General features: G+C 62.9%; 30 protein-coding genes and 1 tRNA gene. 21 read left to right on the forward strand and 10 right to left on the reverse strand.

The features are described from left to right. Window positions 1-28: 28 nt before the first annotated feature. From ACVDG8_RS19850 to ACVDG8_RS19860, 3 genes are all read left to right on the forward strand, one after another. Window positions 29-649, forward strand: a complete 621-nt coding sequence (locus ACVDG8_RS19850; RefSeq protein ID WP_447256199.1) for a 2,3-bisphosphoglycerate-dependent phosphoglycerate mutase — start codon at window positions 29-31, stop codon at window positions 647-649. Window positions 650-800: 151 nt separating this feature from the next. After that, window positions 801-885 (forward strand) — tRNA-Leu (locus ACVDG8_RS19855). Between the two features lie 93 nt (window positions 886-978). Then, window positions 979-2,277: a tyrosine-type recombinase/integrase gene (locus ACVDG8_RS19860; protein ID WP_127331324.1), complete on the forward strand. Its 1,299-nt coding sequence runs from the start codon at window positions 979-981 to the stop codon at window positions 2,275-2,277. 385 nt (window positions 2,278-2,662) lie between these two features. On the opposite strand, the gene ACVDG8_RS19865 is transcribed toward ACVDG8_RS19860, so the two are convergent. Beyond that, window positions 2,663-3,565 (reverse strand): hypothetical protein, encoded by a 903-nt coding sequence (locus tag ACVDG8_RS19865; protein WP_447256200.1) that lies wholly within the window; start codon window positions 3,563-3,565, stop codon window positions 2,663-2,665. Window positions 3,566-4,057: 492 nt separating this feature from the next. Between ACVDG8_RS19865 and ACVDG8_RS19870 the strand changes: the two genes are divergently transcribed. From ACVDG8_RS19870 to ACVDG8_RS19895, 6 genes are all read left to right on the forward strand, one after another. After that, the gene (locus ACVDG8_RS19870) at window positions 4,058-4,618 is read left to right on the forward strand and encodes a recombinase family protein (RefSeq protein ID WP_447256201.1); all 561 of its coding nucleotides are present in this window, start codon (window positions 4,058-4,060) and stop codon (window positions 4,616-4,618) included. 466 nt (window positions 4,619-5,084) lie between these two features. Beyond that, window positions 5,085-5,876, forward strand: a complete 792-nt coding sequence (locus ACVDG8_RS19875) for a ParB/RepB/Spo0J family partition protein (RefSeq protein WP_447256202.1) — start codon at window positions 5,085-5,087, stop codon at window positions 5,874-5,876. 95 nt (window positions 5,877-5,971) lie between these two features. Continuing rightward, the gene (locus ACVDG8_RS19880; RefSeq protein ID WP_447256203.1) at window positions 5,972-6,754 is read left to right on the forward strand and encodes a hypothetical protein; all 783 of its coding nucleotides are present in this window, start codon (window positions 5,972-5,974) and stop codon (window positions 6,752-6,754) included. Between the two features lie 477 nt (window positions 6,755-7,231). Then, complete coding sequence (locus tag ACVDG8_RS19885; RefSeq protein WP_127331314.1) at window positions 7,232-7,672, forward strand: hypothetical protein; 441 nt, start codon at window positions 7,232-7,234, stop codon at window positions 7,670-7,672. 41 nt (window positions 7,673-7,713) lie between these two features. Further along, window positions 7,714-8,130, forward strand: coding sequence for a hypothetical protein (locus tag ACVDG8_RS19890; RefSeq protein ID WP_447256204.1), 417 nt, complete (start codon window positions 7,714-7,716; stop codon window positions 8,128-8,130). A gap of 211 nt (window positions 8,131-8,341) precedes the next feature. Next, window positions 8,342-8,524: a hypothetical protein gene (locus ACVDG8_RS19895; protein WP_447256205.1), complete on the forward strand. Its 183-nt coding sequence runs from the start codon at window positions 8,342-8,344 to the stop codon at window positions 8,522-8,524. A gap of 214 nt (window positions 8,525-8,738) precedes the next feature. Here ACVDG8_RS19895 and ACVDG8_RS19900 read toward each other — a convergent pair whose 3' ends face one another. Then, on the reverse strand, window positions 8,739-9,677 hold the full coding sequence (locus ACVDG8_RS19900; protein ID WP_447256206.1) for a hypothetical protein: 939 nt from the start codon (window positions 9,675-9,677) through the stop codon (window positions 8,739-8,741). A 170-nt stretch (window positions 9,678-9,847) separates the two neighbouring features. On the opposite strand from ACVDG8_RS19900, the gene ACVDG8_RS19905 reads away from it, so the two are divergent. Genes ACVDG8_RS19905 through ACVDG8_RS19915 form a run of 3 tightly spaced genes read left to right on the forward strand, consistent with a single transcriptional unit; the run spans window position 9,848 to window position 11,845 of the window. Next, on the forward strand, window positions 9,848-10,405 hold the full coding sequence (locus ACVDG8_RS19905; RefSeq protein WP_455707188.1) for a Crp/Fnr family transcriptional regulator: 558 nt from the start codon (window positions 9,848-9,850) through the stop codon (window positions 10,403-10,405). Further along, on the forward strand, window positions 10,318-11,517 hold the full coding sequence (locus tag ACVDG8_RS19910) for an NAD(P)/FAD-dependent oxidoreductase (protein WP_455707189.1): 1,200 nt from the start codon (window positions 10,318-10,320) through the stop codon (window positions 11,515-11,517). The genes ACVDG8_RS19905 and ACVDG8_RS19910 overlap by 88 nt, the downstream gene beginning before the upstream one ends. A 22-nt stretch (window positions 11,518-11,539) precedes the next feature. Beyond that, the gene (locus ACVDG8_RS19915; RefSeq protein ID WP_447256208.1) at window positions 11,540-11,845 is read left to right on the forward strand and encodes a UBP-type zinc finger domain-containing protein; all 306 of its coding nucleotides are present in this window, start codon (window positions 11,540-11,542) and stop codon (window positions 11,843-11,845) included. A 36-nt stretch (window positions 11,846-11,881) separates the two neighbouring features. Here the strand turns inward: ACVDG8_RS19915 and ACVDG8_RS19920 are convergent, their stop codons facing one another. Continuing rightward, window positions 11,882-12,052 carry a hypothetical protein gene (locus tag ACVDG8_RS19920; protein WP_447256209.1) on the reverse strand — a complete coding sequence of 57 codons (171 nt, stop codon included), beginning with the start codon at window positions 12,050-12,052 and terminating at the stop codon, window positions 11,882-11,884. A 102-nt stretch (window positions 12,053-12,154) separates the two neighbouring features. On the opposite strand from ACVDG8_RS19920, the gene ACVDG8_RS19925 reads away from it, so the two are divergent. Further along, window positions 12,155-12,325, forward strand: a complete 171-nt coding sequence (locus ACVDG8_RS19925; protein WP_447256210.1) for a type II toxin -antitoxin system TacA 1-like antitoxin — start codon at window positions 12,155-12,157, stop codon at window positions 12,323-12,325. A gap of 411 nt (window positions 12,326-12,736) precedes the next feature. On the opposite strand, the gene ACVDG8_RS19930 is transcribed toward ACVDG8_RS19925, so the two are convergent. Then, window positions 12,737-13,540 carry a maleate cis-trans isomerase family protein gene (locus tag ACVDG8_RS19930; RefSeq protein ID WP_447256211.1) on the reverse strand — a complete coding sequence of 268 codons (804 nt, stop codon included), beginning with the start codon at window positions 13,538-13,540 and terminating at the stop codon, window positions 12,737-12,739. A gap of 39 nt (window positions 13,541-13,579) precedes the next feature. After that, window positions 13,580-14,821, reverse strand: coding sequence for a D-amino acid dehydrogenase (locus tag ACVDG8_RS19935; RefSeq protein ID WP_447256212.1), 1,242 nt, complete (start codon window positions 14,819-14,821; stop codon window positions 13,580-13,582). Window positions 14,822-15,030: 209 nt separating this feature from the next. On the opposite strand from ACVDG8_RS19935, the gene ACVDG8_RS19940 reads away from it, so the two are divergent. Together ACVDG8_RS19940 and ACVDG8_RS19945 are read left to right on the forward strand one after the other, a co-directional pair. Then, window positions 15,031-15,588 (forward strand): hypothetical protein, encoded by a 558-nt coding sequence (locus tag ACVDG8_RS19940; RefSeq protein WP_447256213.1) that lies wholly within the window; start codon window positions 15,031-15,033, stop codon window positions 15,586-15,588. A 50-nt stretch (window positions 15,589-15,638) separates the two neighbouring features. Further along, window positions 15,639-16,415 carry an abortive infection family protein gene (locus ACVDG8_RS19945; protein ID WP_447256214.1) on the forward strand — a complete coding sequence of 259 codons (777 nt, stop codon included), beginning with the start codon at window positions 15,639-15,641 and terminating at the stop codon, window positions 16,413-16,415. A 19-nt stretch (window positions 16,416-16,434) separates the two neighbouring features. On the opposite strand, the gene ACVDG8_RS19950 is transcribed toward ACVDG8_RS19945, so the two are convergent. Both ACVDG8_RS19950 and ACVDG8_RS19955 read right to left on the reverse strand, forming a co-directional pair. After that, complete coding sequence (locus ACVDG8_RS19950) at window positions 16,435-17,601, reverse strand: cystathionine gamma-synthase (RefSeq protein WP_447256215.1); 1,167 nt, start codon at window positions 17,599-17,601, stop codon at window positions 16,435-16,437. Further along, window positions 17,598-19,034, reverse strand: coding sequence for a pyridoxal-phosphate dependent enzyme (locus tag ACVDG8_RS19955; protein ID WP_447256216.1), 1,437 nt, complete (start codon window positions 19,032-19,034; stop codon window positions 17,598-17,600). Before ACVDG8_RS19955 ends, ACVDG8_RS19950 begins: the two co-directional genes overlap by 4 nt. Before the next feature lie 400 nt (window positions 19,035-19,434). On the opposite strand from ACVDG8_RS19955, the gene ACVDG8_RS19960 reads away from it, so the two are divergent. Together ACVDG8_RS19960 and ACVDG8_RS19965 are read left to right on the forward strand one after the other, a co-directional pair. Next, window positions 19,435-19,764, forward strand: a complete 330-nt coding sequence (locus ACVDG8_RS19960; RefSeq protein WP_447256217.1) for a hypothetical protein — start codon at window positions 19,435-19,437, stop codon at window positions 19,762-19,764. Continuing rightward, window positions 19,761-20,408, forward strand: a complete 648-nt coding sequence (locus ACVDG8_RS19965; RefSeq protein ID WP_447256218.1) for a cysteine hydrolase — start codon at window positions 19,761-19,763, stop codon at window positions 20,406-20,408. The genes ACVDG8_RS19960 and ACVDG8_RS19965 overlap by 4 nt, the downstream gene beginning before the upstream one ends. Before the next feature lies 1 nt (window position 20,409). Here the strand turns inward: ACVDG8_RS19965 and ACVDG8_RS19970 are convergent, their stop codons facing one another. Next, window positions 20,410-20,763: a winged helix-turn-helix transcriptional regulator gene (locus ACVDG8_RS19970; protein ID WP_447256219.1), complete on the reverse strand. Its 354-nt coding sequence runs from the start codon at window positions 20,761-20,763 to the stop codon at window positions 20,410-20,412. A gap of 111 nt (window positions 20,764-20,874) precedes the next feature. Between ACVDG8_RS19970 and ACVDG8_RS19975 the strand changes: the two genes are divergently transcribed. After that, window positions 20,875-21,645 carry a type 1 glutamine amidotransferase domain-containing protein gene (locus ACVDG8_RS19975; protein WP_447256220.1) on the forward strand — a complete coding sequence of 257 codons (771 nt, stop codon included), beginning with the start codon at window positions 20,875-20,877 and terminating at the stop codon, window positions 21,643-21,645. Here ACVDG8_RS19975 and ACVDG8_RS19980 read toward each other — a convergent pair. Further along, a complete protein-coding gene (locus ACVDG8_RS19980) occupies window positions 21,642-22,982 on the reverse strand; it encodes an FAD/NAD(P)-binding protein (protein ID WP_447256221.1) in 1,341 nt (446 codons plus the stop codon). The genes ACVDG8_RS19975 and ACVDG8_RS19980 overlap by 4 nt on opposite strands. 709 nt (window positions 22,983-23,691) lie before the next feature. Between ACVDG8_RS19980 and ACVDG8_RS19985 the strand changes: the two genes are divergently transcribed. Then, window positions 23,692-23,877: a hypothetical protein gene (locus tag ACVDG8_RS19985; RefSeq protein ID WP_447256222.1), complete on the forward strand. Its 186-nt coding sequence runs from the start codon at window positions 23,692-23,694 to the stop codon at window positions 23,875-23,877. Window positions 23,878-23,919: 42 nt separating this feature from the next. After that, window positions 23,920-24,849 (forward strand): TauD/TfdA dioxygenase family protein, encoded by a 930-nt coding sequence (locus ACVDG8_RS19990; protein ID WP_447256223.1) that lies wholly within the window; start codon window positions 23,920-23,922, stop codon window positions 24,847-24,849. Window positions 24,850-25,031: 182 nt separating this feature from the next. Here ACVDG8_RS19990 and ACVDG8_RS19995 read toward each other — a convergent pair whose 3' ends face one another. Next, the gene (locus tag ACVDG8_RS19995; protein ID WP_447256224.1) at window positions 25,032-25,217 is read right to left on the reverse strand and encodes a hypothetical protein; all 186 of its coding nucleotides are present in this window, start codon (window positions 25,215-25,217) and stop codon (window positions 25,032-25,034) included. A 101-nt stretch (window positions 25,218-25,318) separates the two neighbouring features. Here ACVDG8_RS19995 and ACVDG8_RS20000 point away from each other — a divergent pair, with 101 nt between their 5' ends. Then, window positions 25,319-25,507: a hypothetical protein gene (locus ACVDG8_RS20000; RefSeq protein ID WP_447256225.1), complete on the forward strand. Its 189-nt coding sequence runs from the start codon at window positions 25,319-25,321 to the stop codon at window positions 25,505-25,507. Window positions 25,508-25,524: the final 17 nt, after the last annotated feature.

The raw sequence follows: 25,524 nt of genomic DNA on the forward strand, positions 1-25,524 counted from the left end.
ATCCAAAAATCCGAACCAAGGAGCAAACATGTCGGGAACTCTCGTGCTCGTGCGCCACGGCCAGAGCGAATGGAACCTGAAGAACCTGTTCACCGGCTGGCGCGATGTCGACCTGACCGAGCAAGGCAATGCAGAAGCGCTTGCCGCCGGCGCAAAACTCAAGGCGCTCGGCCTGAAATTCGACATCGCCTACACCTCCGCGCTGAAGCGGGCGCAAGAGACCTGCCAGCACATTCTCGACGTAGTCGGCCAGAGTGACCTGAGGACCATCCGCGACCAGGCGCTCAACGAGCGCGACTATGGCGACCTCTCCGGCCTCAACAAGGATGACGCGCGCCAGAAATGGGGCGAGGAGCAGGTGCATATCTGGCGCCGCTCCTATGACATCGCGCCGCCCGGCGGCGAAAGCCTGAAGGACACCGGCGCGCGCGTGTGGCCCTATTACCTGCACGAGGTGCAGCCGCATGTGCTGCGCGGCGAGACCGTGCTGGTCGCCGCCCACGGCAATTCGCTGCGCGCGCTGATCATGGCGCTGGACGGCAAGAGTGGCGAGGAGATCGTCAAGCTCGAACTCGGCACCGGCGTGCCGGTGATCTACAAGCTCAACGCCGATTCCACCGTGGCCTCGAAAGAGGTGCTGGAAGGCTGAGGACAGAGTCCCTCGCCCCGTTTACGGGGAGAGGATGCCGGCAGGCAGTGAGGGACGGCACCAGCGCTCGGAAACTAAGCCGACGGGCAAGCGGCCTTTGAAAAAAGCGCGTTGACAGGCTTCGTTCCCCCGCTTACATGAGCCCGCACCAGCCCAGATGGCGGAATTGGTAGACGCGCACGGTTCAGGTCCGTGTTCCGCAAGGAGTGGAGGTTCGAGTCCTCTTCTGGGCACCATCTACCTCACGCAAACGCGTGAAATCCAAGGAAACTAAGGCGTTGAGCGTCCCCGGAGGTCCACCCAAGAGGCCCCCCGGAGGACCACCGTCTATGCAGATCGATCTGCCCTACGTCCAACAGCCCTCAGGCAAGAAGCACTATCGCTACCGGCGCAAAGTTCCGGCCTTCCTGAGGCAGGCGCTCGGAAAGACCGAGATCATCCTCCCGTTGGGCAGAACGCCTGCCGAGGTGCTGCGACATTACGACAAGGTGCACAAGCAGGCTGAGGCCGAGCTGAAGGGGGCGATGAAGGGCCAACCCAAACAGCCCGGGCAGAAGACCGAGCTTGAGCGCTACCAGTGGGCTACTCGACACGTGGCTGAGTGGAACGCCTTGGGGCCGATGAGTGACGAGGCGGCTGATGCCTTGGCCGACCATCTGGAGGAGACTGGGCAGGGCGACCTCTATCGCGCCCTGGTGGTCCCCGACAGGAAACCCGAGCCAACGCTTGCAGATGCCGTCAAGCTCTACCTCAAGGACAAGGTCGAGGGGACACCGGATGAGACCAAGAAGCGGCAACGTGTCGAGCGAGTGAAGGGCCATGTCGAGAAGGCCCTGAGCCGTGGTGATCCGCAGATCAGATCGCTGACCCGGACCGACGCCAGAGAGGTCAGGGACCACATGCTGGCTGATGGTGACATGTCCCCCGCCACGGTCCATCGGTATCTGAACGACCTCCGGGCGATCATCACCCATGCCATCAAGGAGTTAGACCTCCGGGGCGCGGTCAATCCATTCAATGGGCTGGAGGTCAAAAGGGAGACGCTGGCCAAAGAGGACCGCAAGCCGTTCACCGAAGGGCAACTCAAGGCCGCACGGGCGAGGGTCTTGGGTCACGCTTCGGAAGACCTTCAGCGCATCTGGCGAATGCTGGAGCAGACCGGCTGCCGGCTGGCCGAGGTCACAGGACTCATGGTCGAGGACGTTCACCTTGACGGAGAGTCCACCTACCTCGACTTGAGGTTTCACCCGCACAGGCGCTTGAAGAACGCCGGAAGTGTGCGCCGGGTGCCGCTGGTCGAGGATGCGCTAAAGGCCGCTCAGGAAGCCCACGAGGCGGCGGGAGATCGAACCCTATTGTTCCCGACCTACGCCCGTGAGGGTGGCGCTACGGCGGCCTCACAGGTTCTCATGAAGCATGTCCGCAAGGTGGTGTCTGATCCGAAGGTCACGGTGCATTCGTTGAGGCACACGCTTAAGGACAGGCTGGTCAGGGCTGACGTGCCTGAAGCAGTGCAGAACATGATCCTTGGGCACTCGTCAGGGGCTGTGAGTGAGGCCTACGGTGGACCCGAGGCCCGGCTTGAGGTGGCAACGAAAGCGCTGCGGAAGGCGCTGGGCAAAACTTGATGCGGCGGCTTGACGCAGGACGCGACTCTCACCACATGTCGGGGAGCCCTCATCCGAGGGGGCAGAAGGGAGAGTTTCCGTGTTGGAAACTTTTTTGAAGCCCCCACTCTCAAGGCAGGCTGTACCAGCTGCTTGAGGTGTCTCTAACGGGGGCCGGGTTAAGGTCGAAATGTGCCGAAGGCTCTGGTAGGCTGACGGTCTGCAAATGTTTGAGGGCCACTCTCCGATCAGGGGAACAAGGTCTGGGTCACAAAACCCGCAGATATGACCGATGATGGAACGTAGAGACGCCTTGAGCGAGGCAACCCGGACCCTCTGTCGGTGACACAGGCCCTTCGGGGACCCTAGCCCACCAGCGAGGGCGAACCATCAAACCCACCTTCGATCAGGTGAGAGCTTCGCCGATCAGGTCTTGTTCGTCGGGAAGACCACCACGGGCCATGATCGCCTTCATGCACAGGCATAGGAGGTTCCACCCCTCCACCCAAGTTTCGGGGCCGTTCTGAAGTTCCCCGCCGTGGGCCGCTTTTGATCGCTGGTCGTAGCTCTTGCGGGACCGCTGATAGGTCTCTCGGCGCGGCGTTATGTCCTTCGCAAGCTGTGCTATCAGCAGGGCTAGCCGGAACGAGAGTTCGGTCCGGACATCGGGGAACAAGGCCTCTATGCCCTGCCAGATGTGGAGGAGCGACGATCCCCTGTGCATGATCATTGGCGCCGTCTGAAGGGCCACCCGAGCGGTCTTCAGACGGGGCTGCTTCTTCTCCAGACTTGGCCAAAGGGAGGCGGCGTTCATTGCCCCCGCTGCCCCACCGTCTGGTATGCGTCCGTCGGGTAGCGTGAGACATGCCAAGGCAGGTTGGTGCAGCCACGCCTCGACCTTGCCATCGTTGCTGGTCAGGCCGACGCGCAGTTCCTCTGGGAGCTTGGCCCCGCCGGAGATGCTGTCACGGGAGTTAATGCCCGAGTATTCGTTGACCGAATGCGTACAGACCAACGCCATGATGAACGGGGAAGCGCCATCGACGTATAGCATCGCCTGACATAGGTCTGCTTGCTCACAGGCCTGAGTGCGATCACCGGCCATCACCACCAACTCATAGTTAACGTGGGACAGGAACGCGTCCATCAGGTGCCAAGAGAAGTTAAGGCTGTGCTTGGCGGCAAGCGTTGCAATGTCAAAGGTGGTGGTCTCCCACTTACGTTTCAGCAGGTAAGGGGGGCTCGCGGCAGTGTCTTCGATGAGCGGACCCTTGGTTATTCCGATACACGGAAAGAAGAAGTTCGGCATGGTGGCCCCCGTTCGCTCAGCGTCAGCTTACCGCGAGAGGTCGGGAAATGTTTCGGAAAAATCTTCGCGCGGGTGATCGGATAACAGGCCTGCGCGCTGTCCCCCCTGCCCCCTTTGTCGCCACGCTTGGCGCGAGATGGTTTTGTCTGGCAAACCGTGTAGGGTGATCCATGATTGACGACCCATGCGTCCACATCGTCCTATCTGGCGTGCTTCGCCACACTCTCATTCAAACCCGCGTCGACATGGTTCGAGCGCGCGCCGCTCTTGCTGAAATTCGCATGCAAGTGAGGGACGACGCCGCGCGCCGGCACCATGTGCGCCTAGGTCTCGCTCTCAGGCCACGCTTGTTCGGTCTTTAGCTCCGCGCGTCTGCCGCCACTTGGAACGCGCTGTGCACAAACCTATACGTTCGTGAACATGCCGCTTGACATGTACACTAATCGTCCACTAAGTGTCGTCCACCAACGCTCTTAGAGGAAAGTGAACACCATGATCATCGGATATGCCCGCGTCAGCACCACCGGCCAAGACCTCGACACCCAGCTTGCGAAGCTTGCGGCTGCCGGGGCCGAGAAGGTCTTCAGCGAGAAGCGGTCGGGCTTGGACGAGACGCGACCAGAGCTTGAGAAGGCGCTGGAGTTTGCCCGCGAGGGTGATTTGTTCGTGGTGACCAAAGTGGACCGCTTGGCCCGCTCAGCGGCGCACCTTCACCAGATCGTCAAGGACCTCGACATGAAGGCGGTCGGCTTCAAGGTGCTAGACGACGCCTCACTGGACACGACCACCCGGACAGGCAAGCTGGTGTTCGGCATCCTCGCCAGCATCGCCGAGTTTGAGACCGCTCTTCGGAAGGAACGCCAGATGGAAGGCATTGCCAAGGCGAAGGCCAAGGCAGAGGCCCAAGGCGAGCTGTGGAAGACCGGCAGGCCCGTGACGCTCGACCATGATCGGATCAAGGCCCTGAAGGCCGAGGGACGGTCTGTGAGGCAGATCGCCAAGGAGGCCGGGTGTTCACCTTCAGCGGTCCAGAAGGTCCTCACTGGAGCTTAAGGCCACCACTAGAGCTACGGAGGCGACAAGGGACACCACTAGGTAGGAAGGCGGGTCTACGAAGGCGACTTCATATCCCACTTGGACCTACGCAGGGCATAACCCCCACTAGCTATGCAGGTGATTTCCCCACCTACTAGCACTGCCGAGGCGATTGACCATCCTACTAGCACTGGGCAACGGCCCGTCATGGTAAGCGCACTTGAGCCTACGCAGGCGACAAACCATACCACTAGCACTGCGCAACGCTCTTCTCCCAGACCGACCATCCTGAGCAGACCCGACAGGCACCCTCGTTGCTGCTTCCGGGGGCGCTCGAAGGTGTCGCCGCAAAGCGTTCTCGCTGCGCGTTTGGGTTGGTCGGTCTTGGTGAGGTGCGAGCTTAGAAATGTCCCGGCGCGTGTCTGCCTATCCGTGTCTTTCCCGGTGGACAGGTGGGCCGACGACCACAACAGAAGGAGCGAGAATGAGTGCTGGAGATGACCTCCAGGAATTGACAGAGCAGTTCACAGGGGCAGTCACAGGTCCCCCGGAGCTGCACCTACAGGACATCGAGACAATGCCCGCGTTGTTCCAGCCGAGAGGCGGGATCAGCGAGCGGCATGTGTCGGAACTGGTCAAGGCAATCAAAGCAGTTGGAGCCCTCGACGCGGTGACCGTCTTGATGGTCGGATCAAGGTTCGTCCTGATCGACGGCCACCACCGCATGGAAGCCTACGGGGCCGCTCAATGGGTCCAACCCATTCCCGTCAGGTATTTCGAGGGGACCCCTGAAGAGGCCGTTCTGGCGGCTGGGGAGGCCAACTCCAAGGCCAAGCTGCCGATGGACAACACCGACCGTCAGAACTTCGCGTGGCGGCTAGTGCTGATCGACCGGCATAGCATTGCGAAGGTGGCCAGAGCGTCCGGCATTTCGCCGGCTCAGGTGACCATCATGAGACGCGCTAAGAAGACCTTAGGGGAACAGGCGGTGGACTATGTGTCGTGGTTCAGGGCTCGTCTTGCGGCCAATGGCCATGACCTCGTTTGCACCAGAGACAACCACGAAAGGGAGCAGTGGATGGAACAACTCGCTGATAGATATGCCGATGAACTGACCAAGAAGTTCTCGACCAAGCTGGCGCTGAACCCCGAGGTCGCCGCCATGGCATTGGCGAGCTATTTCGGACGGAAGCTGCCCGAGGTCTACGGGTACCTCAGGGAGCATCTGAGCGAGGATGACAGAACGGCCATTGAGGTCGACAACGACGAGTTCTGAGGCCTGACCTCCCTAATCACTACGCTCCCTACTTTAGGGAGGCAGAGCGTTCCAGCCGGGGCGCTCTTTCCATTTCAGAGGCACGAAAGGAGACGATGAGCCCAGATGAGAAAGCGTTGGTCACGCTGAGGTCGCCCAGATGGGACCCGAACGACCACGTTGATAACTACGTCACCCATGAGGCCGTCGCGGCGTTCATGGCGCAATACCTCGATCGGCACCCAGATGGGCGACCGATGTACCAGAAGAGCAGCCCGGTTGCCCCGTGGCAGGGGCCAAGGAACGCAGCCGGCGACCAGACCTACCTCCCGTCGCTATGGGCAATCCTTGACACCGTGGCCGAAGCCCGTCGCCTTACGCCCATACAGGTCGTGCATCTGGTGATGACGTCGACCGACAACGAGAGCTACACCGCAGACGACTGGGACCAGATGGTTGAGGGCAAGCGGCTCGCAGCCAAGGTCCGCCAGGACGAAGAGCGGCGAAGCAAGCGGCATAAGCTCGACCTCGACGACAGAGCCGAGCGGGGAGGCCGAGAGCGGCTGACGCTCGACCACATACCGGGTCAGCGGGTGATCCCCGACGAGGCCCTTCCACAGCGCGCGAAGATGCGCCGAACGAAGTCACTGAAGGCAGCACATGAGAGAAGGAACCTGAGACGAAAGACAGCGGAGCCAATCGTAGTCCAGCCGCGCAAAGCAGAGTGGCGCGCGATGAGCCCTGAACAGGTCAGGGAGTATCACCAGACCATAGACCGGCTCGTCACGATGGGAACCCTCGACTCGTTCGCGGTCGATGATGTCGAGAACCCCGAGGGATCACCCATCGCGTATCTCTACCGTATGGGCCGGATGACCTCTAAGGGTCACCGGGCATGAGGTGGGACGAGATCAGGCGGCGGGATTGGGTCGCGACCTACCCGACGCGGGAAGCGGCCCTTGCTTTGGTCGATTGGATCAAGGCCGACGACTGGCAGACCACCTACGAACTCGACAAGCGCCTTGAAGGGATCGGCATCACGTGGACGACCAGCTTCAACGCGGCGGTAGCGCGATGCTTCGAAGTCTATGGTTATCCAGAGTTGGATGCCGTTGCGTGGGGAAGGCGACTTGCTGAGGTGTCGATGAGACCCACAGCGCCCCGTACAGAGTCCGCCGGAGGCAGCGGCGGCCTTTCCGAACCATCTACGCCAGCAACCCCTAGCGCGCGTCCTGAAGGCCCCCAGATGGCCACCTATGGGTTCACGCCTCGTCGCTGACCGCGTCCATCACCACCACCCTACCATCCCAAGCAGACCAAGCCTCGGAGCAATGCCGCTCCGGGGGTTCACACCAACAATGAAGGAACGAAACGAAATGACCGACTACATCGACAACCCGAACAAGTACCAGACCGACCAGACCGCCCTCGGGCAGGCCATGATGCGGGCTCAGGCTGCACAGGCCGAAGCTGACAGGGCCAAGCACGACGCGCTTGCCGCCGAGGCGACGGAGCGAGCAAAGCAGGAAGAGATTGCGCGCGCCGTCGAGCTTTCTGTTCGGAACAATGCCCAGCTTCAGGCTCAGCGCATGGGTGTGAAGACCCAAGGGGCGATCCGGTCTCAGGAGGTCGGGGTTGTCCCGCCCATGGCTGAGGTCGAGAAGACCACGGTCAGGGTTCTCGGCGGTATCGAGGTCAGCTACGCCCAAGCCAGGGACATGGCCGAGGTCGGGCAGATCACACAGGCCGAGTTCAACAAGGCTGTGGTCGACGGGCTGGCGGCACGCGGTTACGCCGCGCCGAAGTCTTTCGGGTAGCCTCGGGGGCCGAGAGTGACGAGGGGGCTTCGGCCCCTGAGTTGCCCGCCGGGGAAGATGAGATCGAGATCGACGATGAGAAGGAAGAGAAGCAGCATGCCGAGTTTGTGCGTATGGCCGACCAGAGCCTTGACCGCTTCAGAGACACCCACAGCGAGGCCCAACAACAATTCATTGTGGACGCCTACGTCGAGACCGGAGAGATACCGACCGGTGAAGCCTTCGGCATCGAAGAGGTTGAGGCGGCTGTGGTCATGGTTGCTTTCGAGCAGCATCTGGACCGCAACGTGCTTCGGCAGCATGGGCTGACGCTTGCGACGTACTTTGAGCATGTCGACGAGGCTGACTTCCCGGCGCTGCGCAGGGCTGCGGCAAAGGGTGAGTGGCACGTCTTCCATGGCCATGCCCAAGCGATAGCTGCCGCCCGGAAGAACGGTTCCGCGTACAGCAGCGACTGAGACCCTGACCACCCTCGATGCATCGCCCCAAGAGGTGCGTCGAGGGGCGGTCCTTCAGTGGGCAGAAATCACCCCCACTGGGGAGACGTCTCCTCCAGCGGAGCAGTTCCGCTAATGCATTGAATTTATTTGATTTGACGAGTTTGGCGGCTGCCCGCTATCCGATCCTCAGTCACGCCGGGCGGGCGAGACGACCAGAGGAGAGGGACCAATGAGGAGCATCGACTACAGCACCCTTGAAGCGGACGTGGCCGAGTGGATCAAGAGCCACGTTGAGCGCGTCAAGGAATACTGCGGCGAGGGCGAGGCCTATGCAGAGGCGGTAAGGTTGCTCGACGATGACCCGTGGCAGGCCCTCCAGTGGTACGTTGAGGAGATGCGAGGGCAGGCTTGACCGAGGTCCACCGATCAGCCATCTTGGAGGTCCACCCCAACCCGGACCCCCGGAGACGCTAAGACACCTCAATCCCTTGGCACGTAAGGCTTTGCGCCGGATCGGCAGGCGGTTCGATACTGCCCCTGTCTCGCCTCTTCTGGGCACCATCTATCCCGACTACCAACGGGATTGCTTCAGCCGCAGACCATATTTTCCAAGGCAATGAAGCCCGTCAGGTCGCCAGCGAACGGGTGGCTTCGATCGATGCCTCGGCGATGATATCGAGCGCGCCGAACTGCTCATAGAAATCGAGGCCGAACTGGCTCTGTATGTTGCGTCCAGCCGGACCGCACAGCATCCAGCTGTCACCGACCGGATTGATTTCGATGAGGAACAGTTTGCCGGTCGCGGCGTCGCGCAGGATGTCGACGCCGAGCGAGGGAATGGTCGGGAAGACGGCGTGGGTGCGGACGGCAAGGTCCAGGACATCCTGCTCCGCCGTCAGCGTGATCGTGCAGCCCTTGGCCGAGGCGACGATGGAGGCCCCCGGGGCCGAGCGGAAACCAGCCGCATGATCGAGCGGGTTGAGGTCGCGCCGGCCCTCATAGCGGATGGCGGCCAGAGGCCGGCGGAGATAGGTGAGGACGCGGTATGCCGTCGGCCATGGACCGGTATGGACATATTGCTGGGCAATCATCGCCGCGCGCCTGCCCAGGTGGTCGTCCGGGTGGTCCTCAGGGGCGGTGTAGCGCACCCGTCCGGTCTTGGCGATGCGCACGAAAGCGCCACGCCTGCCGCGCGAGGGTTTTACCACCACATACGGCCCCCACATCGCCGGGTCGAGCTTTGTCTCCGGCACGATCTCGGTCCATCTGGGGACGGGAAGTCCCGCGGCGTCGAAAGCCGACAGCTCGGCGATCTTGCTCATGCGCTGATGGACGAGCCGGGTCCCGCGCAGCGGCTTCAGCCATTTCACCCGATCCATCTCGACGGACAGGGTCGGCCTGCGGGCCAGCGCCGGCGTGAGCAGTTTTGTCAGCGGCGAGGCCGTCGACAGCACGCTGACCTTGATGTCCGGCGCACGCGCCTGGATCAACGCGGCTGCGCGGCGAAAATCATCGATCGCCTCCTTCTTCGGGTAGCAATAGAAAGCCAGATTGAACTGGGGCATCCACCCACCGGGTTAGTCGTTTCAGCGCCGAGGCCCAGTTTTGAGCACAGCGTTCCACTGTAGCAAATGCGGCATGGCGGGAAAGCGTGGAAAAACGCCAAACCTCCCCTTGCGGCCAGTTCCCGAACAAAGCGCTTCAAACACAGCGACCTCGGCGCTACGGTCGCGACATGGCCCCGACCGTCAGTCCCACCATCGCCAACCGCCACGACCAGATGTTCCCGATCCTCGCCGATGCGGATATCGAGCGCATGCGCCGGTTCGGCGACGCGCGCGCCTATGCGGCCGGCGAGCACATGGTCACCGCCGGCACGGTTTCGCCGGGGCTGATCGTTATCCTGTCGGGCAAGGTCGACATCACCCAGGCCGGGCTTGGCCTCAGCGAGGCGATCATCACCTACGGCGCCGGCAATTTCATCGGCGAGCTGGCGCAATTGTCGAACCGGCCGTCGCTGGTCAATGCTTCGGCGATAGAACCGGTCGAGGCCATCGTCATCCCCTCGCAGCGGCTGCGCGACCTGATGGTGCAGGAAGCCAATCTCGGCGAACGCGTCATGCGGGCGCTGATCCTGCGCCGCGTCGGCCTCTTGAAAGCGGCATCAGCGGACCGATCATCATCGGCCCTCCAGGCAATGGCGACGTGCTGCGGCTGCAAGGATTCTTACGCCGCAGCGGCCTGCCGCACCGGGCGCTCGATTCCGAGACCGACCCTTGCGCCAAGACGCTGATCGAGCGTTTCCATGTCGATCCGCACCATCTGCCGATCGTGCTCTGCCCGAACGGCAAGCTGATGCACAATCCCGGCGAAACCGAGCTCGCCCGCTGCGTCGGCCTGCTGCGGCCGGTCGATGCCGACAAGGTCTATGACGTGGCGATCGTCGGCGCCGGGCCGGCGGGGCTGGCGGCGGCGGTCTATGCCGCCTCCGAAGGCCTGTCGACCATCGTGCTCGACTGCCGCGCCTTCGGCGGACAGGCAGGCGCCTCGGCGCGCATCGAGAACTATCTCGGCTTCCCGACCGGGATCACCGGCATGGCGCTGATGGCGCGCGCCTACAACCAGGCGCAGAAGTTCGGCGTCGAGATGGTGATCCCCGACGAGGCCAAATTGCTCGGCGCCGCCGAGGATACATCCGGCGCCCGCTACAGGCTTGCCATCGGCGACGGCGAGAGCGTGCGCACGCGCACGGTGGTGATCGCCAGCGGCGCGCGCTACCGCCGGCTCGATGTCGCCAATTTGGCGCAGTTCGAGGGCACCTCAGTGCATTACTGGGCCTCGCCGATCGAGGCGCGGCTTTGCCAGGGCCAGGAGGTGGCGCTGGTCGGCGCCGGCAATTCGGCCGGACAGGCGGCCGTCTATCTGGCGAGCCAGGTGCGCAAGGTGACGCTGCTGGCGCGCCGTGACAGCCTCAACGCCACCATGTCGCGCTACCTTGTCGAGCGCATCGAAGCGCAGCCGAATATCGAGGTGGTGACCGAGACCGAGATCGAGGCGCTGGAAGGCCAGGACGGCAATCTCGACCAGTTGCGCTGGCGCAACCGGGTGACCGGGCAGGTGACGACGCGGTCGATCCGTCACCTCTTCCTGTTCATCGGCGCCGACCCGAACACCGACTGGCTGGCCAATTGCAACGTCGCGCTCGATCCCAAGGGCTTTGTCCGCACCGGGCCGGATACGACCCCGGGACATGGGCCGATGGAGACCAGCCGGAGCGGCGTCTTCGCCATCGGCGATGTCCGCTGCGGCTCGGTTAAACGCGTTGCGGCCGCCGTCGGCGAAGGCGCCCAGGTGGTCGCGGCGCTGCATGCATATCTGGCGCAGAACAGCGGCAGCGCCGCTTAGAGCAATTTCCAGGAGAACCGCGATGGACGAATGCAGCCACACCAAGGACATCAAGAAGGTCACGCCGAGCGCGCTCGGCTGCGAAGAATGCCTGAAGAGCGGATCCTGGTGGGTGCATCTGAGGCTCTGCCGCACCTGCGGCCATGTCGGCTGCTGCGACGACTCGCCCAACCGCCACGCCACCAAGCATTTTCACGCCACAAAGCATCCGATCATCGAAGGTTACGACCCACCGGAGGGCTGGGCCTGGTGCTTTGTCGACGAGGTGTTCGTCGACCTCGAGGGGGATACGACGCCGCAGAACGGCCCGATCCCGAAGTTCGTTTGAGGGGCAGACGCGGGCCTGCCGCCAGCCGGCGTCGGGTTACCGCACCGAACCGGTAACGGTGCGGTCGACGGCATTGGGATCGCGGCCGTTGCCGGCGAGCGCGCCGATGATCAGCAGGCTGACGACAACCGGCACAAACAGGATGGCGACGCGGGCCTGCACGTAGAAGATGGCGCGCCATTCGTTTCGCTTTTCGTCGTTCATCATGCTCGCTCTGTCTGCGCCTCCCCGGGGGCGGGACATAGAGGCCAAGCGTTAAACAACCTTTTCCGATTCTGTTAACGCGCTACGATCTGCTATGGTGAGATCATGAAAAACGCTCGCACAGACGAGCATCGCTTCGGGCAGACACTCGAGAACCGGATTGAGGTTCCGCTGGAGGTCTATGCAGAGTTCGTGGCGCGGCTCGATGCGCCAGCCAAACCCAACGAGAAACTGTCCAAGCTCATGAATGCCCGGCTGCCCTGGGAGAGCAAGTGACGTGACGTCTCTGGTTGCTGTAGGCCAACCGCGTAGGTCAGCGCTGGCCCCCGCTCCGTCTCGACGCTGCACGCCGCTCCACCTCTCCCTCACTTTGTGGGGCGCCGAAACGCCCATCGCGATCGTCATCCTATGGCGGAGCAAGGAGCGAAGCGAAGCGCACAGACCATAGGATCCATTCCGTGACGTCGAGGCATTGCAACGGTGCAGAATTTTGCTCCGCTGCATTCCTCGGTCAAGGTCACGGAATGGATCCTCGGTCTGCGCGCCGCTTCGCGTCGCTCCGCCCGTGGATGACGAGGTTGAGAGGCTTCCACCAATCTCCGGCGTTTGCGCCGATTTAACGAAACGGCGAAAGCCCCTCGACAAACGGCGACCTTTCAAAATCCCGGTGTCGAGGAACCCAGCCGCCTACACGGCCGACAAAGCAAACAGCCGGCCGCCGGCGGGCACGACATCATCGATGCCGGCCAGCCGCAGGCAGTGCCACGCCATGGCGTGGTTGGAAGAGGTGACGGGAATGCCGATGCGCTGCTCAAGTGCGGCCACGGCTTCCGCGACGCGCAGGCTGGTGCAAGAGATGAAGATCGCGTCGACGCCGGGCACTTTCGCCATCCGCTCGGCGGCGGCCTCGATCGAGGCCAGCGAGATGCGGGCGGCCTCGCGGTCGTCGCGCCGGTCGAAGGTGGCGACGGCCGCGATGTCGAGGCCGCGGCCGGTGAAATAGCGGACCAGGCCCTGGTTGATCTCGGGTGCGTAAGGGGTCAACAGGCCGATACCCCGGGCGCCGAGCGCCTTGAAAGCGGCCAAAGCGCCGGTGACCGGCGTGGTGCAGGCAACACCCGGCCGCGCCTTGCGGATCTCGGCGAACACCGCTTCCTCGCCGAGCGTCATGGTCGCCGAGGTGCAGCCGAAACCGACTACGTCGAGCGGGATGCTGGGCAGGATCAAGTCGACCGTCGGCGCGATGCGCGGGCCGATGGCGCGCAGCGTGTCGGGCGTGATGTCGTTGTCGTTGAAGAGCCGGGCCTCGTAGAAGGCGACGCCCGGGATACGCACCAGGGCGCGGAATTCATGCTCCAGCGTCTGGTCGGTGGCGAGGATCGCCAGGCCGATCGCAGCGCGCGAGGCGAGCCCGCCATCGATCTCGGACGGCAGCACGCCGAGGTCCACCGGTTCGGAAACTGAGACAGAGGCGGCGAGTCCGGCAGACATGGCGTTTCCCTTTCTTGTCGATCCTTCTGGATCACGCTCTCAGTCCAAAAGGCCATCCATCGAGATCGCCGGTTTGCGGCCGGCGATCAAGTCGGCGGTGATGCGGGCCGAGCCATGCGACATGGTCCAGCCGATATGGCCGTGCCCGGTATTGAGGTAGAGGTTGCGCAGGCGCCGCTGGCCGAACTCGGGCAGATTGTTCGGCGTCATCGGCCGCAGGCCCGCCCACATCTCGGCGCGGTCGTAGTCGGCGCCTTCCGGGTAAAGCTCCTCGGTAACGCCTTTCATGAAGGCGAAGTCGGCCGGCTTGTGGCTGGTGTCGTAGCCGGCGAACTCGGCCGTAGCGGTGACGCGCAGGCGGTCGCCGAAGCGCGAGACGGCGACCAGATTGTGCTCGTCGATGGCCGCAATGGTCGGCGGCAGCGGCCGGTTGCCGATCGGAATAGTCAGCGAATAGCCCTTGACCGGATAGATCGGCAGGCTGAGCCCGATGGTTTTCGCGATCAGCGGGCTGTAGGAGCCGAGCGCCAGCACATAGGCATCGCCCTTGACCGCGCCCTTGTCGGTCATCACCTGGGCAATGCCGTCGCCGGAGGTCTCGATGCCGGTGATGGTGGTGCCGGTGCGGATATCGCCGCCGCGCTCGACGACCTTCGCGGCAAGCGCCCTCGTGAACTTCGCCGGGTCGCCGGTCTCGTCGGTCGGGCAATGGATGCCGCCGGCGATTTTGTCCTTCGCGGCGGCCAAGGATGGGTCGAGCGCGACGATCGCGTCGCGGTCGAGCACCTTGATCAGCTGACCGTCGGATTCCAATAGCCGCATATGCTCGACGCCTTTGTCGAGCGCCTGCTGGCTGCGATAGAAATAGAGGATGCCGCGATCGTTGCGGTCGTAGTCGATCTGCTCGTCGGCAATGACCTCGTGCAGCACGGACTGCGAATAGACGGCAAGCCGATGCTTGAGCAGCGTGTTGCGCCGCGCTTTTTCCGCCGTGCACTCCATCAGGAACAGCCACGACCAGCTGTAGAGCCTGGGATCGGCCGACAGCTTGAAGCGCAGGGCCTGGTCCTTCAGCACCAGCGATTTCAACAGGATCATTGGCGCCCGGGGTGACGACCAGACGAAGGAATGCCCCGGCGCGATCATGCCGGCATTGCCCCAGCTGGTCTCGGCTGCGACCTGGGGCTGGCGCTCGAGGATGACGACCTCGTGCCCGTCCTTCTGCAACTGATAGGCGGTGGTGACGCCGACCACGCCGCCACCCAACACGATCACGCGCATGACGCCTCCGGGGATCGCAAGTTGGGGGTAGTTTAGAGGGGAATCTAGATTTGCAAAGACTGGACCTGTGGTCCAGCGGCCTCGTCGATTTTTAGGCCCGCATCGCTGCAGTGTAGATGAATTACGGGGATAGCAGCATATTCATGTTTTGTTCCTCACCAGCAGCGCATAATATCGGGCAAGCTCGATTCTTTCTTAGGTTAGCCCATATGAAGAAACGACATGCCGAGTGGCTGAAATTGACGGCCAACGCCAAGCCAGAAACTACCATGCCAACGGCGCCGATAAGAATCCTGGACTTGCCGGGATTCGAGGTGATTGAACGAAAACTGCTCCTCTACACCACAGGACGAAGCGAACTCTCGCCTGCGCTCGAAGAAGAGATCAACGAGGTTTCAAAGAGCACATTTGGCATCACGATTGACGAAACGAAGTTCGCGTTTCCGGCCCATTACAGTGATTTGCATGAAGCATCGCAAGAACGATGGGACATCGATCACGAATTTTATAAACATGAAGAAAACTACAGGACGGGAGAGAGCACCGACGATGAAGCGGTAGTCATCCTCATCAAGCTTGGTTTTGACTTTAATGATAGCCGAGGTTTCCCACTTCGCTGTACCAAGCTTTTTTGCCGACAGGCAGAAGCAGCAGCGAAGGGACTGATGGGCAAGATACCTGATAGAGCGGCAGCAAATCTGAAAGCTTGGGGAAGCGCTTTGGAGGAAGCTGCACGCCTTCATATGAACAAGAAGCGATCAGGATAAATCATCTGGTAGAATGCCGGGGGGTGAGTCGATGGCGCCCGGAGTTGGAAATGGCGATAGATGAGACTGAGCTACCTTCGATTGTGACGGAGCGCGCTGCCATGGTTGAAGCTATCCTGATCGATTGCGCAACCGGCGGGTCTTCACAGAATGACATCTACGAATACCTGCGGCGTGAATTCGTGCAAAATGAAGAGTTCAAGCCCTTGCTACCTCCATTCGTTCGGACCCACAGGAATCTGACTTCTTTCTGGGGTTGGATAAAGCATCAAGCTGGCACCTATGCCGAACGCCGACAAATCATATCGGCGGGGTTTACGCCCCTTATGGATCATCTGGAAGGCAAGGGTTCGGCTCCCGGTGATAAACTCGTTTCAGAGGCGTTGGAAACATTCGATGCGGAAGGAGTTCACGCAGTTTGGAACAAAGCCTTGGCGAGGCGATCGTCGGATCCAGAAGGAGCCATTACGATTGCTCGGACTTTGCTGGAGACCGTGTGCAAGCGTATCCTCGATGAGTGTTCGATCTGTTACACGGACAAGGAAGACTTGCCGAAGCTCTATCAGATGGCTGCGAAGGCTCTCAATCTCGCACCGGACCAGCATAGCGAGGAGCCAATCAAAGCCATTTTGGGTGGCGCGATGAACCTTGTGAATGGTATAGGCACTCTCCGCAATCGGCTCTCAGATTCTCATGGGCGAGGCGGACGCCTGTCGGTCAAACCGTCCGCACGTCATGCAAGCCTTGCCGTAAACACTGCCGGGGCCGTGGTGATGTTCTTGGTCGAGACGTATGTGGAAAGGCAGATGCGCTCGAACGCCGCCTAGGGTGCCTTGGCGAGGTCGCTCACAGCCTCAACGCCTGCTCCAGATCCGCGATCAGGTCATCGCCGTCCTCGATGCCGCAGGACAGCCGCACCAGCGAATCGGTGATGCCGATGGCGGCGCGCTTCTCCGCTGGGATCGAGCCGTGCGTCATCAGCGCCGGGTGCTCGATCAGGCTTTCGACGCCGCCCAGGCTCTCGGCCAGCGTGAAGAGCTGCGTGCGTTCGAGGAAGCGCTTGGTGCCGGCAAGGTCGCGGTTGAGGTCGACCGAGATCATGCCGCCGAAGGCATGCATCTGCTGGACGGCGATGGAGTGCTGCGGGTGGCTGGCAAGGCCGGGATAGAGGACGCGGCGCACATCTTTTCGCGCTTCCAGCCATTGCGCTATTTTGAGGCCGTTGGCGGAGTGGCGCTCCATCCTCAGCGCCAGGGTCTTGATGCCGCGCAACGCGAGAAAACTGTCGAACGGGCCGGAAATGGCGCCGATGGCGTTCTGCAGGAATTTCAGCTGGGCGGCGAGATCCTTGTTGTCGCCGACCACCGCGACACCGCCGACCATGTCGGAATGGCCGTTGAGATATTTCGTCGTCGAATGCACGACGATGTCGATGCCGAGTTCCAGCGGCCGCTGGATGTAGGGGCTGCAGAAGGTGTTGTCGGCGACCGTCAGCAGCCCCTTGCGTTTGGCAAGTGCCGCGACCGCTTCGAGATCGACGATGCGCAGCAGCGGGTTGGTCGGCGTCTCGACCCAGAGCAGCTTGGTGTCCGGCCGGATCGCCGCCTCGACGGCGGCAAGGTCGGTGAAGTCGGCGAAGCTCACCTGCAAGCCGGCCGAGCGCTTGCGCACCCGCTCCATCAGCCGGAACGAGCCGCCATAGATATCATCGGTGGCGACGATGTGGGCGCCCGAGTCGAGCAGTTCGAGCACGGTGCCGATGGCCGCTAGGCCGGAGGCGAAAGCGAAGGCGGCCGAGCCGCTTTCGAGATCGGCGACGGCCCGCTCGAAGGCAAAACGCGTCGGGTTCTGGCTGCGGGCGTACTCAAAACCCTTGTGCACGCCGGGCGACTGCTGGCCATAGGTTGAGGTGGCGTAGATCGGCACCATCACCGCCCCGGTCAGCGGGTCGTGGCTCTGGCCGCCATGGATGGTGCGGGTCGAAAAGGCCAGGCGGTTCTTGCCGTTAGTCATTTTGCACGACGCCTCAAATGGTTGATCAGGTCGATACGGGTTATCAGACCGACGAATTCCTCGCCATCGAAGACGATGGCGACCTCGTTGCGGTCGAAGACGGGCAGCAGCGCATCGAGCGTCTGGTTGGCCTGCAGCGTGTGCAGGTTCGACGTCATCGCCGTGCGCACCGGGCCGTTGAAGCGATCCCAGCGGCCGTCATAAGGGCCATCGACCTTGGCCAGGATGTCGCTCTCGTCGACGATGCCGATCAGCTTGCCGTCGTCCAGCACCGGCAGCTGCGAAACATCGGAGCGGCGCATGCGGCCATAGGCGTTGAGCAGGCTTTCGTCCGGGCCGACGGTCACGATGTCACCGGTGCGCGGCGAACGCATGACGAGGTCGCGCAAATCGCCATGCTGTTGCTGGTCGGCGAGACCCTGCTCGGCCAGCCAGATATCATCGAAGACTTTCGACAGATATTTGTTGCCGCTGTCGCAGACGAAAGTGACGACGCGCTTCGCGCTGGTCTGCTCGCGGCAATAGCGGAGCGCCGCCGACAGCAGCGTGCCCGAGGACGAGCCGGCGAGGATGCCTTCCTTCGACAACAGGTCGCGCACCGCCAGCATGCTCTGCTTGTCTGGGATCGAGTAGGCCTTTTTGACCAGCGACAGGTCGGCATTGGGCGGCACGAAATCCTCGCCGATGCCCTCGACGGTCCAGCTGCCTGCCTCTTCCATCCTGCCGGTCTTGATCAGCGGCGCCAGCACCGAGCCGACCGGATCGGCCAGCACCATCTCGGTCTTGAGCGAGACCTTGGCAAAGTAGCGGCCGAGCCCGGTGAGCGTGCCGCCGGAGCCGACGCCGACCACCACCGCGTCGACGTCGCCGTTGAGCTGCTGGAAGATTTCAGGTCCGGTCGTCGTCTCATGCGCCAGCGGGTTGGCCGGGTTGGCGAACTGGTTGGCATAAAAGGCGCCGGGCAGCTCGGCGGCGAGCTTCTGCGCCATGTCCTGGTAATATTCGGGATGGCCCTTGCCGACGTCGGAGCGTGTCATGCGCACCTCGGCGCCCAGAGCGCGCAGGTGCTGGATCTTTTCGCGCGACATCTTGTCGGGCACGACCAGGATGATGCGGTAGCCCTTCGGAATGCCGACCTGGGCGAGGCCAAGGCCGGTGTTGCCGGCGGTGGCTTCGACGATTGTGCCGCCACGCTTCAGCGCGCCCGATTTCTCGGCCGCGGCGATCATCGACAGCGCGATGCGGTCCTTGATCGAGCCACCGGGGTTCTGGCTTTCGAGCTTGATGAACAGGCGGCATTTGCCGGTGTCGAACTTGGTCAGCTCGACGACCGGCGTCTGGCCGATCAGGTCGAGCACCGAGCCGTAAGGCGGGCGCAGCCTCGACAGATTGGTGTCGGCGCCGTCAGGCGCTGCTTTTGTCTGCTCGCTCATCTGGTTGCTCCGTGGACGCGGGTCCGGCAATCTTGCGCATGATGCGATTCCGGGTTCGCGGATTGTCTTTTCCAGGCCTTTGCTCCCGGAAAGAAGATAGATCGTACCAATCCGGTGGCCAGGCGAGGAATGGAATTTCAGGAGTGCGTAATCTCCCCCTCGAGGGGAGATGGCCGGCAGGCAGAGGGGGTCGGTTCGACCGGGCTCGGCCTTACCTGATACAGAAGGAGGCTGGCGTTTCACGCGCGGCGACCCCCTCTGTCGCCTTCGGCGACATCTCCCCCTCGAGGGGGAGATTAGCAGCTGCCCCGAACGCACCATGTCGTTCGTTGCCGGTGCCGATTCCGTCATGCTAGCCGAACGGGGTGCGGGGCGAACAGCAATTGCCAAGGAACGGTCGATGAAGATTCTGGCCTATGACAATTTCAAGCCCGGCGTCACGCTCGATGAGTTGCGGCCCTATCTGCCCGACGAGGTCTCCAATGTCTGGCGGCTGTGGAAGGCGGGCATCGTGCGCGAGAACTATGCGCGCGCCGATGTCGGTGGTGTCATCATCGTCTTCGAGCTCGATAGCGTCGAGGATGCGAAGCGCTACACCGACGATTTCCCGCTGTCCAAGGCCGGCCTGCTCGAATGGCATTTCATCGCCTTCGACGCGCCATTGCCGCTCGAGTTCCTGTTCGACCCGGCCGTCGACATCGCCAAACCCTGGGATCGGACGGCGGCATGATCAGCTCCAGCGACGGGATCGAAATCCCGACGACACTCGCGGAGTGGTGCGATCCGCGCCGCATGGCGCTGGTGGTCTACGACATGCAAGTCGGCATCTGCCACCAGGTCGAGGGCGCGGCGGCGATCGTCGACCGCATCGGCGTCGTGCTTGAGGCGGCACGCTCGGCCGGCATGCGGGTGGCGTTCACGCGCCATCTGTCGCTGCCGAAGGCCTGGATGGGTGCCTCGCAGTTGCGCACGGCGATGGCCTGGCAGCGCCTGGACAGTCCTGACGCGGTGCAGCCCTGGTTCCCGCGCGACGCCGACGCGACACAGATCGTGCCCGAGCTCGCGCCGCGCGCGGATGAAGCAGTGTTCGACAAGCTGACCATGTCGGCTTTCGATTCCACCGCGCTCGGCTTTGCGCTGCGCGATTGCGGCGTGCGCGCGGTGGCGCTCGCCGGCATCGCCATGGAGATCGGCATCGAGCCGACGACGCGGCAGGCAACCGACAATGGCTTCGCGGCAGTCGTGATCGAGGACGCCTGCGGCTTCGGCAACAAAGAGGCGCGCGACCGCTCGATGGCGACGCTGCGTTTTCTTGGCGAAGCCATCGTCACCGATGTCGCGGGCTTTCGCGGCGCTCTTACTGATGCCCGTTGAGCTAAGCCGCCGCCTCGATGTCGGTACGGAAGCGGACACCCTCGGCGCGGCCATGCACATCGCCCCAGTCGTAGAGCGCCTGCAGCGCGGCGGCGATATCGTGACCGCGCGAGGTCAAGGCGTAGCGCGCCTTGCCGTCGGGCGATGTCTCCAGCGCGACGAAGCCGATCTCGACCAGATCCGCCAGGCGTTGCGTCAGCATCTTATCGGACAGCGAGGGGATCAGCCGGCGCAGCTCGGAATAGCGCAGCGGCCCTTGCTTGATCCTGGCCAGGATCACCGTCTTCCACTTGCCGCCCAGCGCGTCGAGCGCGAACTCGACCGGGCAGCCATACAGTCTACCGCGTTGTGTCATGCACCGATCCTAGGCAAGCGCCGGACGATCGGGAAGCGAAATTGCCCCGCCATCTGGCGGGGTTGAAGAGCACGACCTTGTCGGGCAGCGTTTCATCAGGAGGAGAGCGAGATGAGTGTTCGGGACCCCAATCCGGTCAATGCGCACAGCCCGAAGCGGGTGGCAATCGTCATCGCCAATCCGGCGGTCTCGACGACGACCGGATGGCCGGTCGGCTTCTGGTGCAGCGAGCTTACCCATCCCTGGTTCGCCTTCACCGAACGCGGCTATCAGGTCGAGATCTTTTCGCCCGATGGCGGCAAATGCGAGGCCGACGCGCTGAGCGACCCGCGCGACGCTTCGGGCTATTCGGAAACCGACCTCATTTCGCGCGGCTTCATCTCGAACCCGAAACTTCAAGCCCTGGTCGACGAGACAAGGCCGGTCTCGGAGATCGATGTCGCGCGCTTCGACGCCATCGTCGTCGCCGGCGGCCAGTCGCCGATGTTCACCTATGAGCGCGCCACCGGCCTGCAGCAGACATTCGTCGCCTTCCACGAGGCCGGCAAGGTGGCGGCCGCGCTCTGCCACGGTACCGCCATCCTGCGCTATGCCAGGCGCGCCGACGGGTCGCTGCTTGCCGCCGGCAAGACGGTGACCGGCTTTGCCAATGTCGAGGAGGATTTCGCCGACAACGCCACCTGGGAGATGGGCGCGCTGGAACGCGGCAAGCATCTGATGCCGTGGCGCATCGAGGACGAGCTCAAAGCGATCGGCGCCAACTACATCCAGGCCGGCCTGTGGCGCGGCTTTGCCGTACGCGACGGCAACCTGATCACCGGACAGCAGAATTTTTCGGGCGCCGAGACTGCCCGTGTCGTCTGCGAAGCGCTGGGTGGCTAGCCTAAAAGAAGCTTGCTCAGCTTGGCGCATTGCACGCGGATGTCGGGGATGGCGTCGATCTCGAAGAAGGTGCCGCGCGTCAGCGGACCGACGGCGAGCAGTTTTGACGACACCGTGCCGTCGGCCGCGATCAGCTCGCATCTGGCAGTGACGTCGAGGCCGAGGCGCAGCGGGTCGGGCCGCGCCAGCGAGCGCTCGACCAGCGAGCGCACGACGCCATTCGACGTCCTCGATATGTCGCGGGCAATGCCCATGCAGTCATAGATGCGCGCGACATCGAGGGTCTCTATGTCCTGCGTGCCGCGCGGCTGGATCTTTACGACGAAGCCGTCGTTCGGCGTAACGTCCACGACCCGACCGGCGACGAGCCGGATGCGGCCCGACCGGACCGCTTCGGTGACCCGCGCATAGACTTCCGGCGCCATGCGGTGGCGGTGGATATCCCACCAGGCCTTGGTGTGCTCGACGAAGCGGCGCTTGGCCGAGGACGGCCAGTTCTGCCAGATCGTCTGGTTGAAGGGCCGCAAACCATCGACCACGTCGCGCCAGTCGCCGCCGGCCTTCTGCGTCTCGCGGATCAGGTTGCGGAACCAGCCGACGAAATAGGAAAGTTGCGTGCCGAGCGGGATGTCGGCGACGTCGAGCTTGATCGGATTGCCCTTGCGGTGCGGCGACGGCAGCAGCCCACGTCGCGAAACAGCTACGATCGCTCCGCGATGACCGCGCTGTTCCAGCGACAGGAAGGCGTCGACCATGCTGAGGCCAGTGCCCAGAAGCAGAACCGGCGCTTCGGGTTCGAGCGCGCTGTCGCCCTCGGAACCCATGCGGATGGCCTGGCCCTGGAAGGCGCCGGGCTGTTCGTCATGACCGGTGGCGAGCACCGCCAGATGGCCGACGACGCTTGTTCCATTAGCGAGCGCCACCTCGACGCCCGCCGACGTCGGCGAGATCGACAGGCTCTCCTCTCGGATTAGCCGCAACCGGCCGCTCTCGCGCTCACGTTCCTCGAGCTCGTCGAGCAGGTCCTGCAGATAGCGGGCATAGAGGCTGCGCGGCGCATAGAAAGGGCCCTGGTCGGGTTTGGCAAAGCCGCGTTCCAGCAGCCAGCGGGCGAAATTGCCCGGGTCGTCGGCGTAGGCGCTCATGCCGGAGGCGTGGACGTTGAGCACATGCGCCGAGAGCAGTGTCGAATAGGCCATGCCCTGGCCGAAATGCGGCCGCTTTTCGATCAGCGTGACGCGCAGATCCGGATTGGCCGACTTCAACAGATGCGCGGCGAGCACGACACCGCTGGCGCCGCCGCCGACAATGATGATGGAGTTGCCGCGTCCAACCATGGTTGCGAGCCGAAAAGCTAACGGAGCGGTCAGCGCGCGGCGACCGCCGCCGGCGGCCTGGGGCCGCGAACGATCGCCGGAACGGTCTTCAATAGGTCGCGCATCGTTCTCTCACTCCCAATGTTGATAAGATTACTATACTAACCGATCCACACACGAAACCCGGTTTCCAATTCGCCCGCCATTTGAAGCATGGATCTCGCTCAGACGGGATGACAGGAGGATTTCTCGTTCGCCGAGGGCCTTCACGGAAGGGCCACACAGCGCGGTCATCCTAGGGCGAAGCGACGCGTAGCGTCGCGCAGACCCTAGGACCCATGCCGTTACATCTATGATAGGCACTACGGGGCAGAATGAAGACCCCAACACACCGGACAGTTCTGCGCCGTTGCGTCGCCTCCATGTCACGGCATGGATTCTAGGGTCTGCGCGCGTCGCTGCGCTCCTGCTTCGCCCTTGGATGACGACCGAATAGACAGCCCCGCCAATCGCCAAGGTGATCGAAGGCTGCTCCGCGAAATACCCGCGCGACCGCCTTTGCGCTTTTGCCGTCGCTACCGAGCGACACTTTTCCAACAAAGCCCGCTTGGTTGGAAGGATTTAACTCTACAAACCCGATAGAATTAACAGACGATAGAAAGGCAATCGGATTTCACTGGGGTCTGGTGCCCTGGGCGGGGCGGGATTGAACGGAGCGAAGGAGAAAAACATGACCCATTCCACCGCCGTGCTGTTCGCCCATGTCGGCAGCTGGCTTTTGCGCCTCCCACAGAGCGACAGCCGGTCAACGGACGACCCGAAAACGCCGACGCCAGTCCCGCCTGCCGGCGAGCGCGATCGCCTGCCGCCGCGCGACGAGAGTTTCTACTGGGCCTGGCAGTACTGGTCCCAGTGATCGCCCGGCCCTTGCCTTCCCAACAGAAACGAGGAGATTTCCATGAGTGACCCAACAGCAGCCAACGACGCCATTTCCGCGATTGAAGTCATCCCGCTCACCGCCCGCGTCGGAGCGGAGATCCGGGGCATTCGCCTCGATGGAAACCTGTCGGACGCCACCATCCAATCGATCAACCAGGTGCTTTTGAAGCACAAGGTGGTTTTCTTCCGTGGCCAGCAGCATCTCGACGATTCCGAGCACGAGCTGTTCGCGCGGCGCCTGGGCGATCTTGTGCCGCATCCGACGCAAGGGCCGATCGCCGGCACCGCTTCGATCCTCAACCTGGATTCGAGCCGTGGCGGCGGCCGCGCCGACCAGTGGCACACGGACGTCACTTTCGTGGATGCCTATCCGAAATTCTCCGTGCTGCGCGGCGTCGTCATTCCGGCGGCCGGCGGCGATACAATCTGGTCCAACACGCATGCCGCCTATGAAAGCCTGCCGGATCCGCTCAAGCTCCTGGCGGAGAACCTCTGGGCCATCCACAGCAATGTCTACGACTACGCCGCCGTCCGTCCCCGCGCTTCGGCCGAGGAACGGAAGCATTTCGAGGAAGTCTTCACCTCGACCGTCTACGAAACCGAGCATCCGGTCGTGCGCGTTCATCCGGAAACCGGGGAGCGCTCGCTGCTGCTCGGCAATTTCGTGCAGCGTTTTGTCGGCCTGTCGAAGAGCGACTCCTCAAAGCTCTACGAATTGTTCCAGACTTATGTGACCGCGCCTGAGAACACGGTGCGCTGGCGGTGGCAGGCCGGCGACGTCGCCATCTGGGACAACCGGGCCACGCAGCATTACGCGGTGAACGATTATGGCAGCGAGCAGCGCATCGTGCGCCGCGCCACCGTCGACGGCGATGTGCCGGTGAGCGTCGACGGACGCCGCAGCGTTACGCACGTCAAATCGGCCAAGCCGGTCGCCAAGGCAGCCTGAGGCAGGCGGGACAGCACCCCCTTCTCCCCTTGTGGGAGAAGGTGGATCGGCGCGCAGCGCCGAGACGGATGAGGGGTGTTCCAGCGGAGTGAGACGTCGGCGTTCCCTGGAACACCCCTCATCCGTCGCCTTCGGCGACACCTTCTCCCGCAAGGGGAGAAGGGATAGCGCTCCGTCGGCGCTCAAACGCGCGAGCGGCTCGCCCAGCGGAGCCCGACGATGCCGATCAGCATGGTGACGAGCCCGATATAGAGCCATTGTCGCTGTCCGGTCATGAAGCTGCCCTGGACGAGCCCGATGCCCTGCAGCGACCACAGCGCGCCGATGCCAAGTACAATCAGCGCCAGCACAATCCTGATCAAACGCATCGGCCAACCCCTCTTTGAAAGTCGATCCTGAACGGCAGCGGGCACGCACCAAAGGAGCTGAAGGAAGCGACGCAGTTCCGCTTCTTTCTACTTGAATCTTGATGACCGATCTTGCGCAAGATATCCCCGGAATCGGCCGGATGTTCATCGAGAATACGCCTGTTCGGTACAAGAAATATCATGACAAACTGTTTCGCTGCGTAGCGAAACGTGTGCCGTTGCCATGGAACCGCCAGATACCCGCCGCATTTCCTGCCTCATTCGGCACATACGGCGGGGCCTATCTGTAACGGAGCCATCCCCAAAG

This window comes from Mesorhizobium sp. ORM8.1 (genome assembly GCF_053005525.2).

Bases quoted from the DNA above. Each gene is read 5' to 3' on its own strand.
- ACVDG8_RS19995 (WP_447256224.1), bottom strand. From the start codon at position 25,217: ATGCGTTTGATCAGGATTGTGCTGGCGCTGATTGTACTTGGCATCGGC.
- ACVDG8_RS19885 (WP_127331314.1), top strand. From the start codon at position 7,232: ATGACCGACTACATCGACAACCCGAACAAGTACCAGACCGACCAGACC.
- ACVDG8_RS19880 (WP_447256203.1), top strand. From the start codon at position 5,972: ATGAGCCCAGATGAGAAAGCGTTGGTCACGCTGAGGTCGCCCAGATGG.
- ACVDG8_RS19925 (WP_447256210.1), top strand. From the start codon at position 12,155: ATGAAAAACGCTCGCACAGACGAGCATCGCTTCGGGCAGACACTCGAG.
- ACVDG8_RS19965 (WP_447256218.1), top strand. From the start codon at position 19,761: ATGATCAGCTCCAGCGACGGGATCGAAATCCCGACGACACTCGCGGAG.
- ACVDG8_RS19935 (WP_447256212.1), bottom strand. From the start codon at position 14,821: ATGCGCGTGATCGTGTTGGGTGGCGGCGTGGTCGGCGTCACCACCGCC.
- ACVDG8_RS19985 (WP_447256222.1), top strand. From the start codon at position 23,692: ATGACCCATTCCACCGCCGTGCTGTTCGCCCATGTCGGCAGCTGGCTT.
- ACVDG8_RS19870 (WP_447256201.1), top strand. From the start codon at position 4,058: ATGATCATCGGATATGCCCGCGTCAGCACCACCGGCCAAGACCTCGAC.
- ACVDG8_RS19920 (WP_447256209.1), bottom strand. From the start codon at position 12,052: ATGATGAACGACGAAAAGCGAAACGAATGGCGCGCCATCTTCTACGTG.
- ACVDG8_RS19970 (WP_447256219.1), bottom strand. From the start codon at position 20,763: ATGACACAACGCGGTAGACTGTATGGCTGCCCGGTCGAGTTCGCGCTC.
- ACVDG8_RS19930 (WP_447256211.1), bottom strand. From the start codon at position 13,540: ATGTCTGCCGGACTCGCCGCCTCTGTCTCAGTTTCCGAACCGGTGGAC.
- ACVDG8_RS19940 (WP_447256213.1), top strand. From the start codon at position 15,031: ATGAAGAAACGACATGCCGAGTGGCTGAAATTGACGGCCAACGCCAAG.
- ACVDG8_RS19860 (WP_127331324.1), top strand. From the start codon at position 979: ATGCAGATCGATCTGCCCTACGTCCAACAGCCCTCAGGCAAGAAGCAC.
- ACVDG8_RS19955 (WP_447256216.1), bottom strand. From the start codon at position 19,034: ATGAGCGAGCAGACAAAAGCAGCGCCTGACGGCGCCGACACCAATCTG.
- ACVDG8_RS19865 (WP_447256200.1), bottom strand. From the start codon at position 3,565: ATGCCGAACTTCTTCTTTCCGTGTATCGGAATAACCAAGGGTCCGCTC.
- ACVDG8_RS19905 (WP_455707188.1), top strand. From the start codon at position 9,848: ATGGCCCCGACCGTCAGTCCCACCATCGCCAACCGCCACGACCAGATG.
- ACVDG8_RS19895 (WP_447256205.1), top strand. From the start codon at position 8,342: ATGAGGAGCATCGACTACAGCACCCTTGAAGCGGACGTGGCCGAGTGG.
- ACVDG8_RS19990 (WP_447256223.1), top strand. From the start codon at position 23,920: ATGAGTGACCCAACAGCAGCCAACGACGCCATTTCCGCGATTGAAGTC.
- ACVDG8_RS20000 (WP_447256225.1), top strand. From the start codon at position 25,319: ATGACCGATCTTGCGCAAGATATCCCCGGAATCGGCCGGATGTTCATC.
- ACVDG8_RS19960 (WP_447256217.1), top strand. From the start codon at position 19,435: ATGAAGATTCTGGCCTATGACAATTTCAAGCCCGGCGTCACGCTCGAT.
- ACVDG8_RS19850 (WP_447256199.1), top strand. From the start codon at position 29: ATGTCGGGAACTCTCGTGCTCGTGCGCCACGGCCAGAGCGAATGGAAC.
- ACVDG8_RS19975 (WP_447256220.1), top strand. From the start codon at position 20,875: ATGAGTGTTCGGGACCCCAATCCGGTCAATGCGCACAGCCCGAAGCGG.
- ACVDG8_RS19945 (WP_447256214.1), top strand. From the start codon at position 15,639: ATGGCGATAGATGAGACTGAGCTACCTTCGATTGTGACGGAGCGCGCT.
- ACVDG8_RS19875 (WP_447256202.1), top strand. From the start codon at position 5,085: ATGAGTGCTGGAGATGACCTCCAGGAATTGACAGAGCAGTTCACAGGG.
- ACVDG8_RS19915 (WP_447256208.1), top strand. From the start codon at position 11,540: ATGGACGAATGCAGCCACACCAAGGACATCAAGAAGGTCACGCCGAGC.
- ACVDG8_RS19900 (WP_447256206.1), bottom strand. From the start codon at position 9,677: ATGCCCCAGTTCAATCTGGCTTTCTATTGCTACCCGAAGAAGGAGGCG.
- ACVDG8_RS19980 (WP_447256221.1), bottom strand. From the start codon at position 22,982: ATGGTTGGACGCGGCAACTCCATCATCATTGTCGGCGGCGGCGCCAGC.
- ACVDG8_RS19950 (WP_447256215.1), bottom strand. From the start codon at position 17,601: ATGACTAACGGCAAGAACCGCCTGGCCTTTTCGACCCGCACCATCCAT.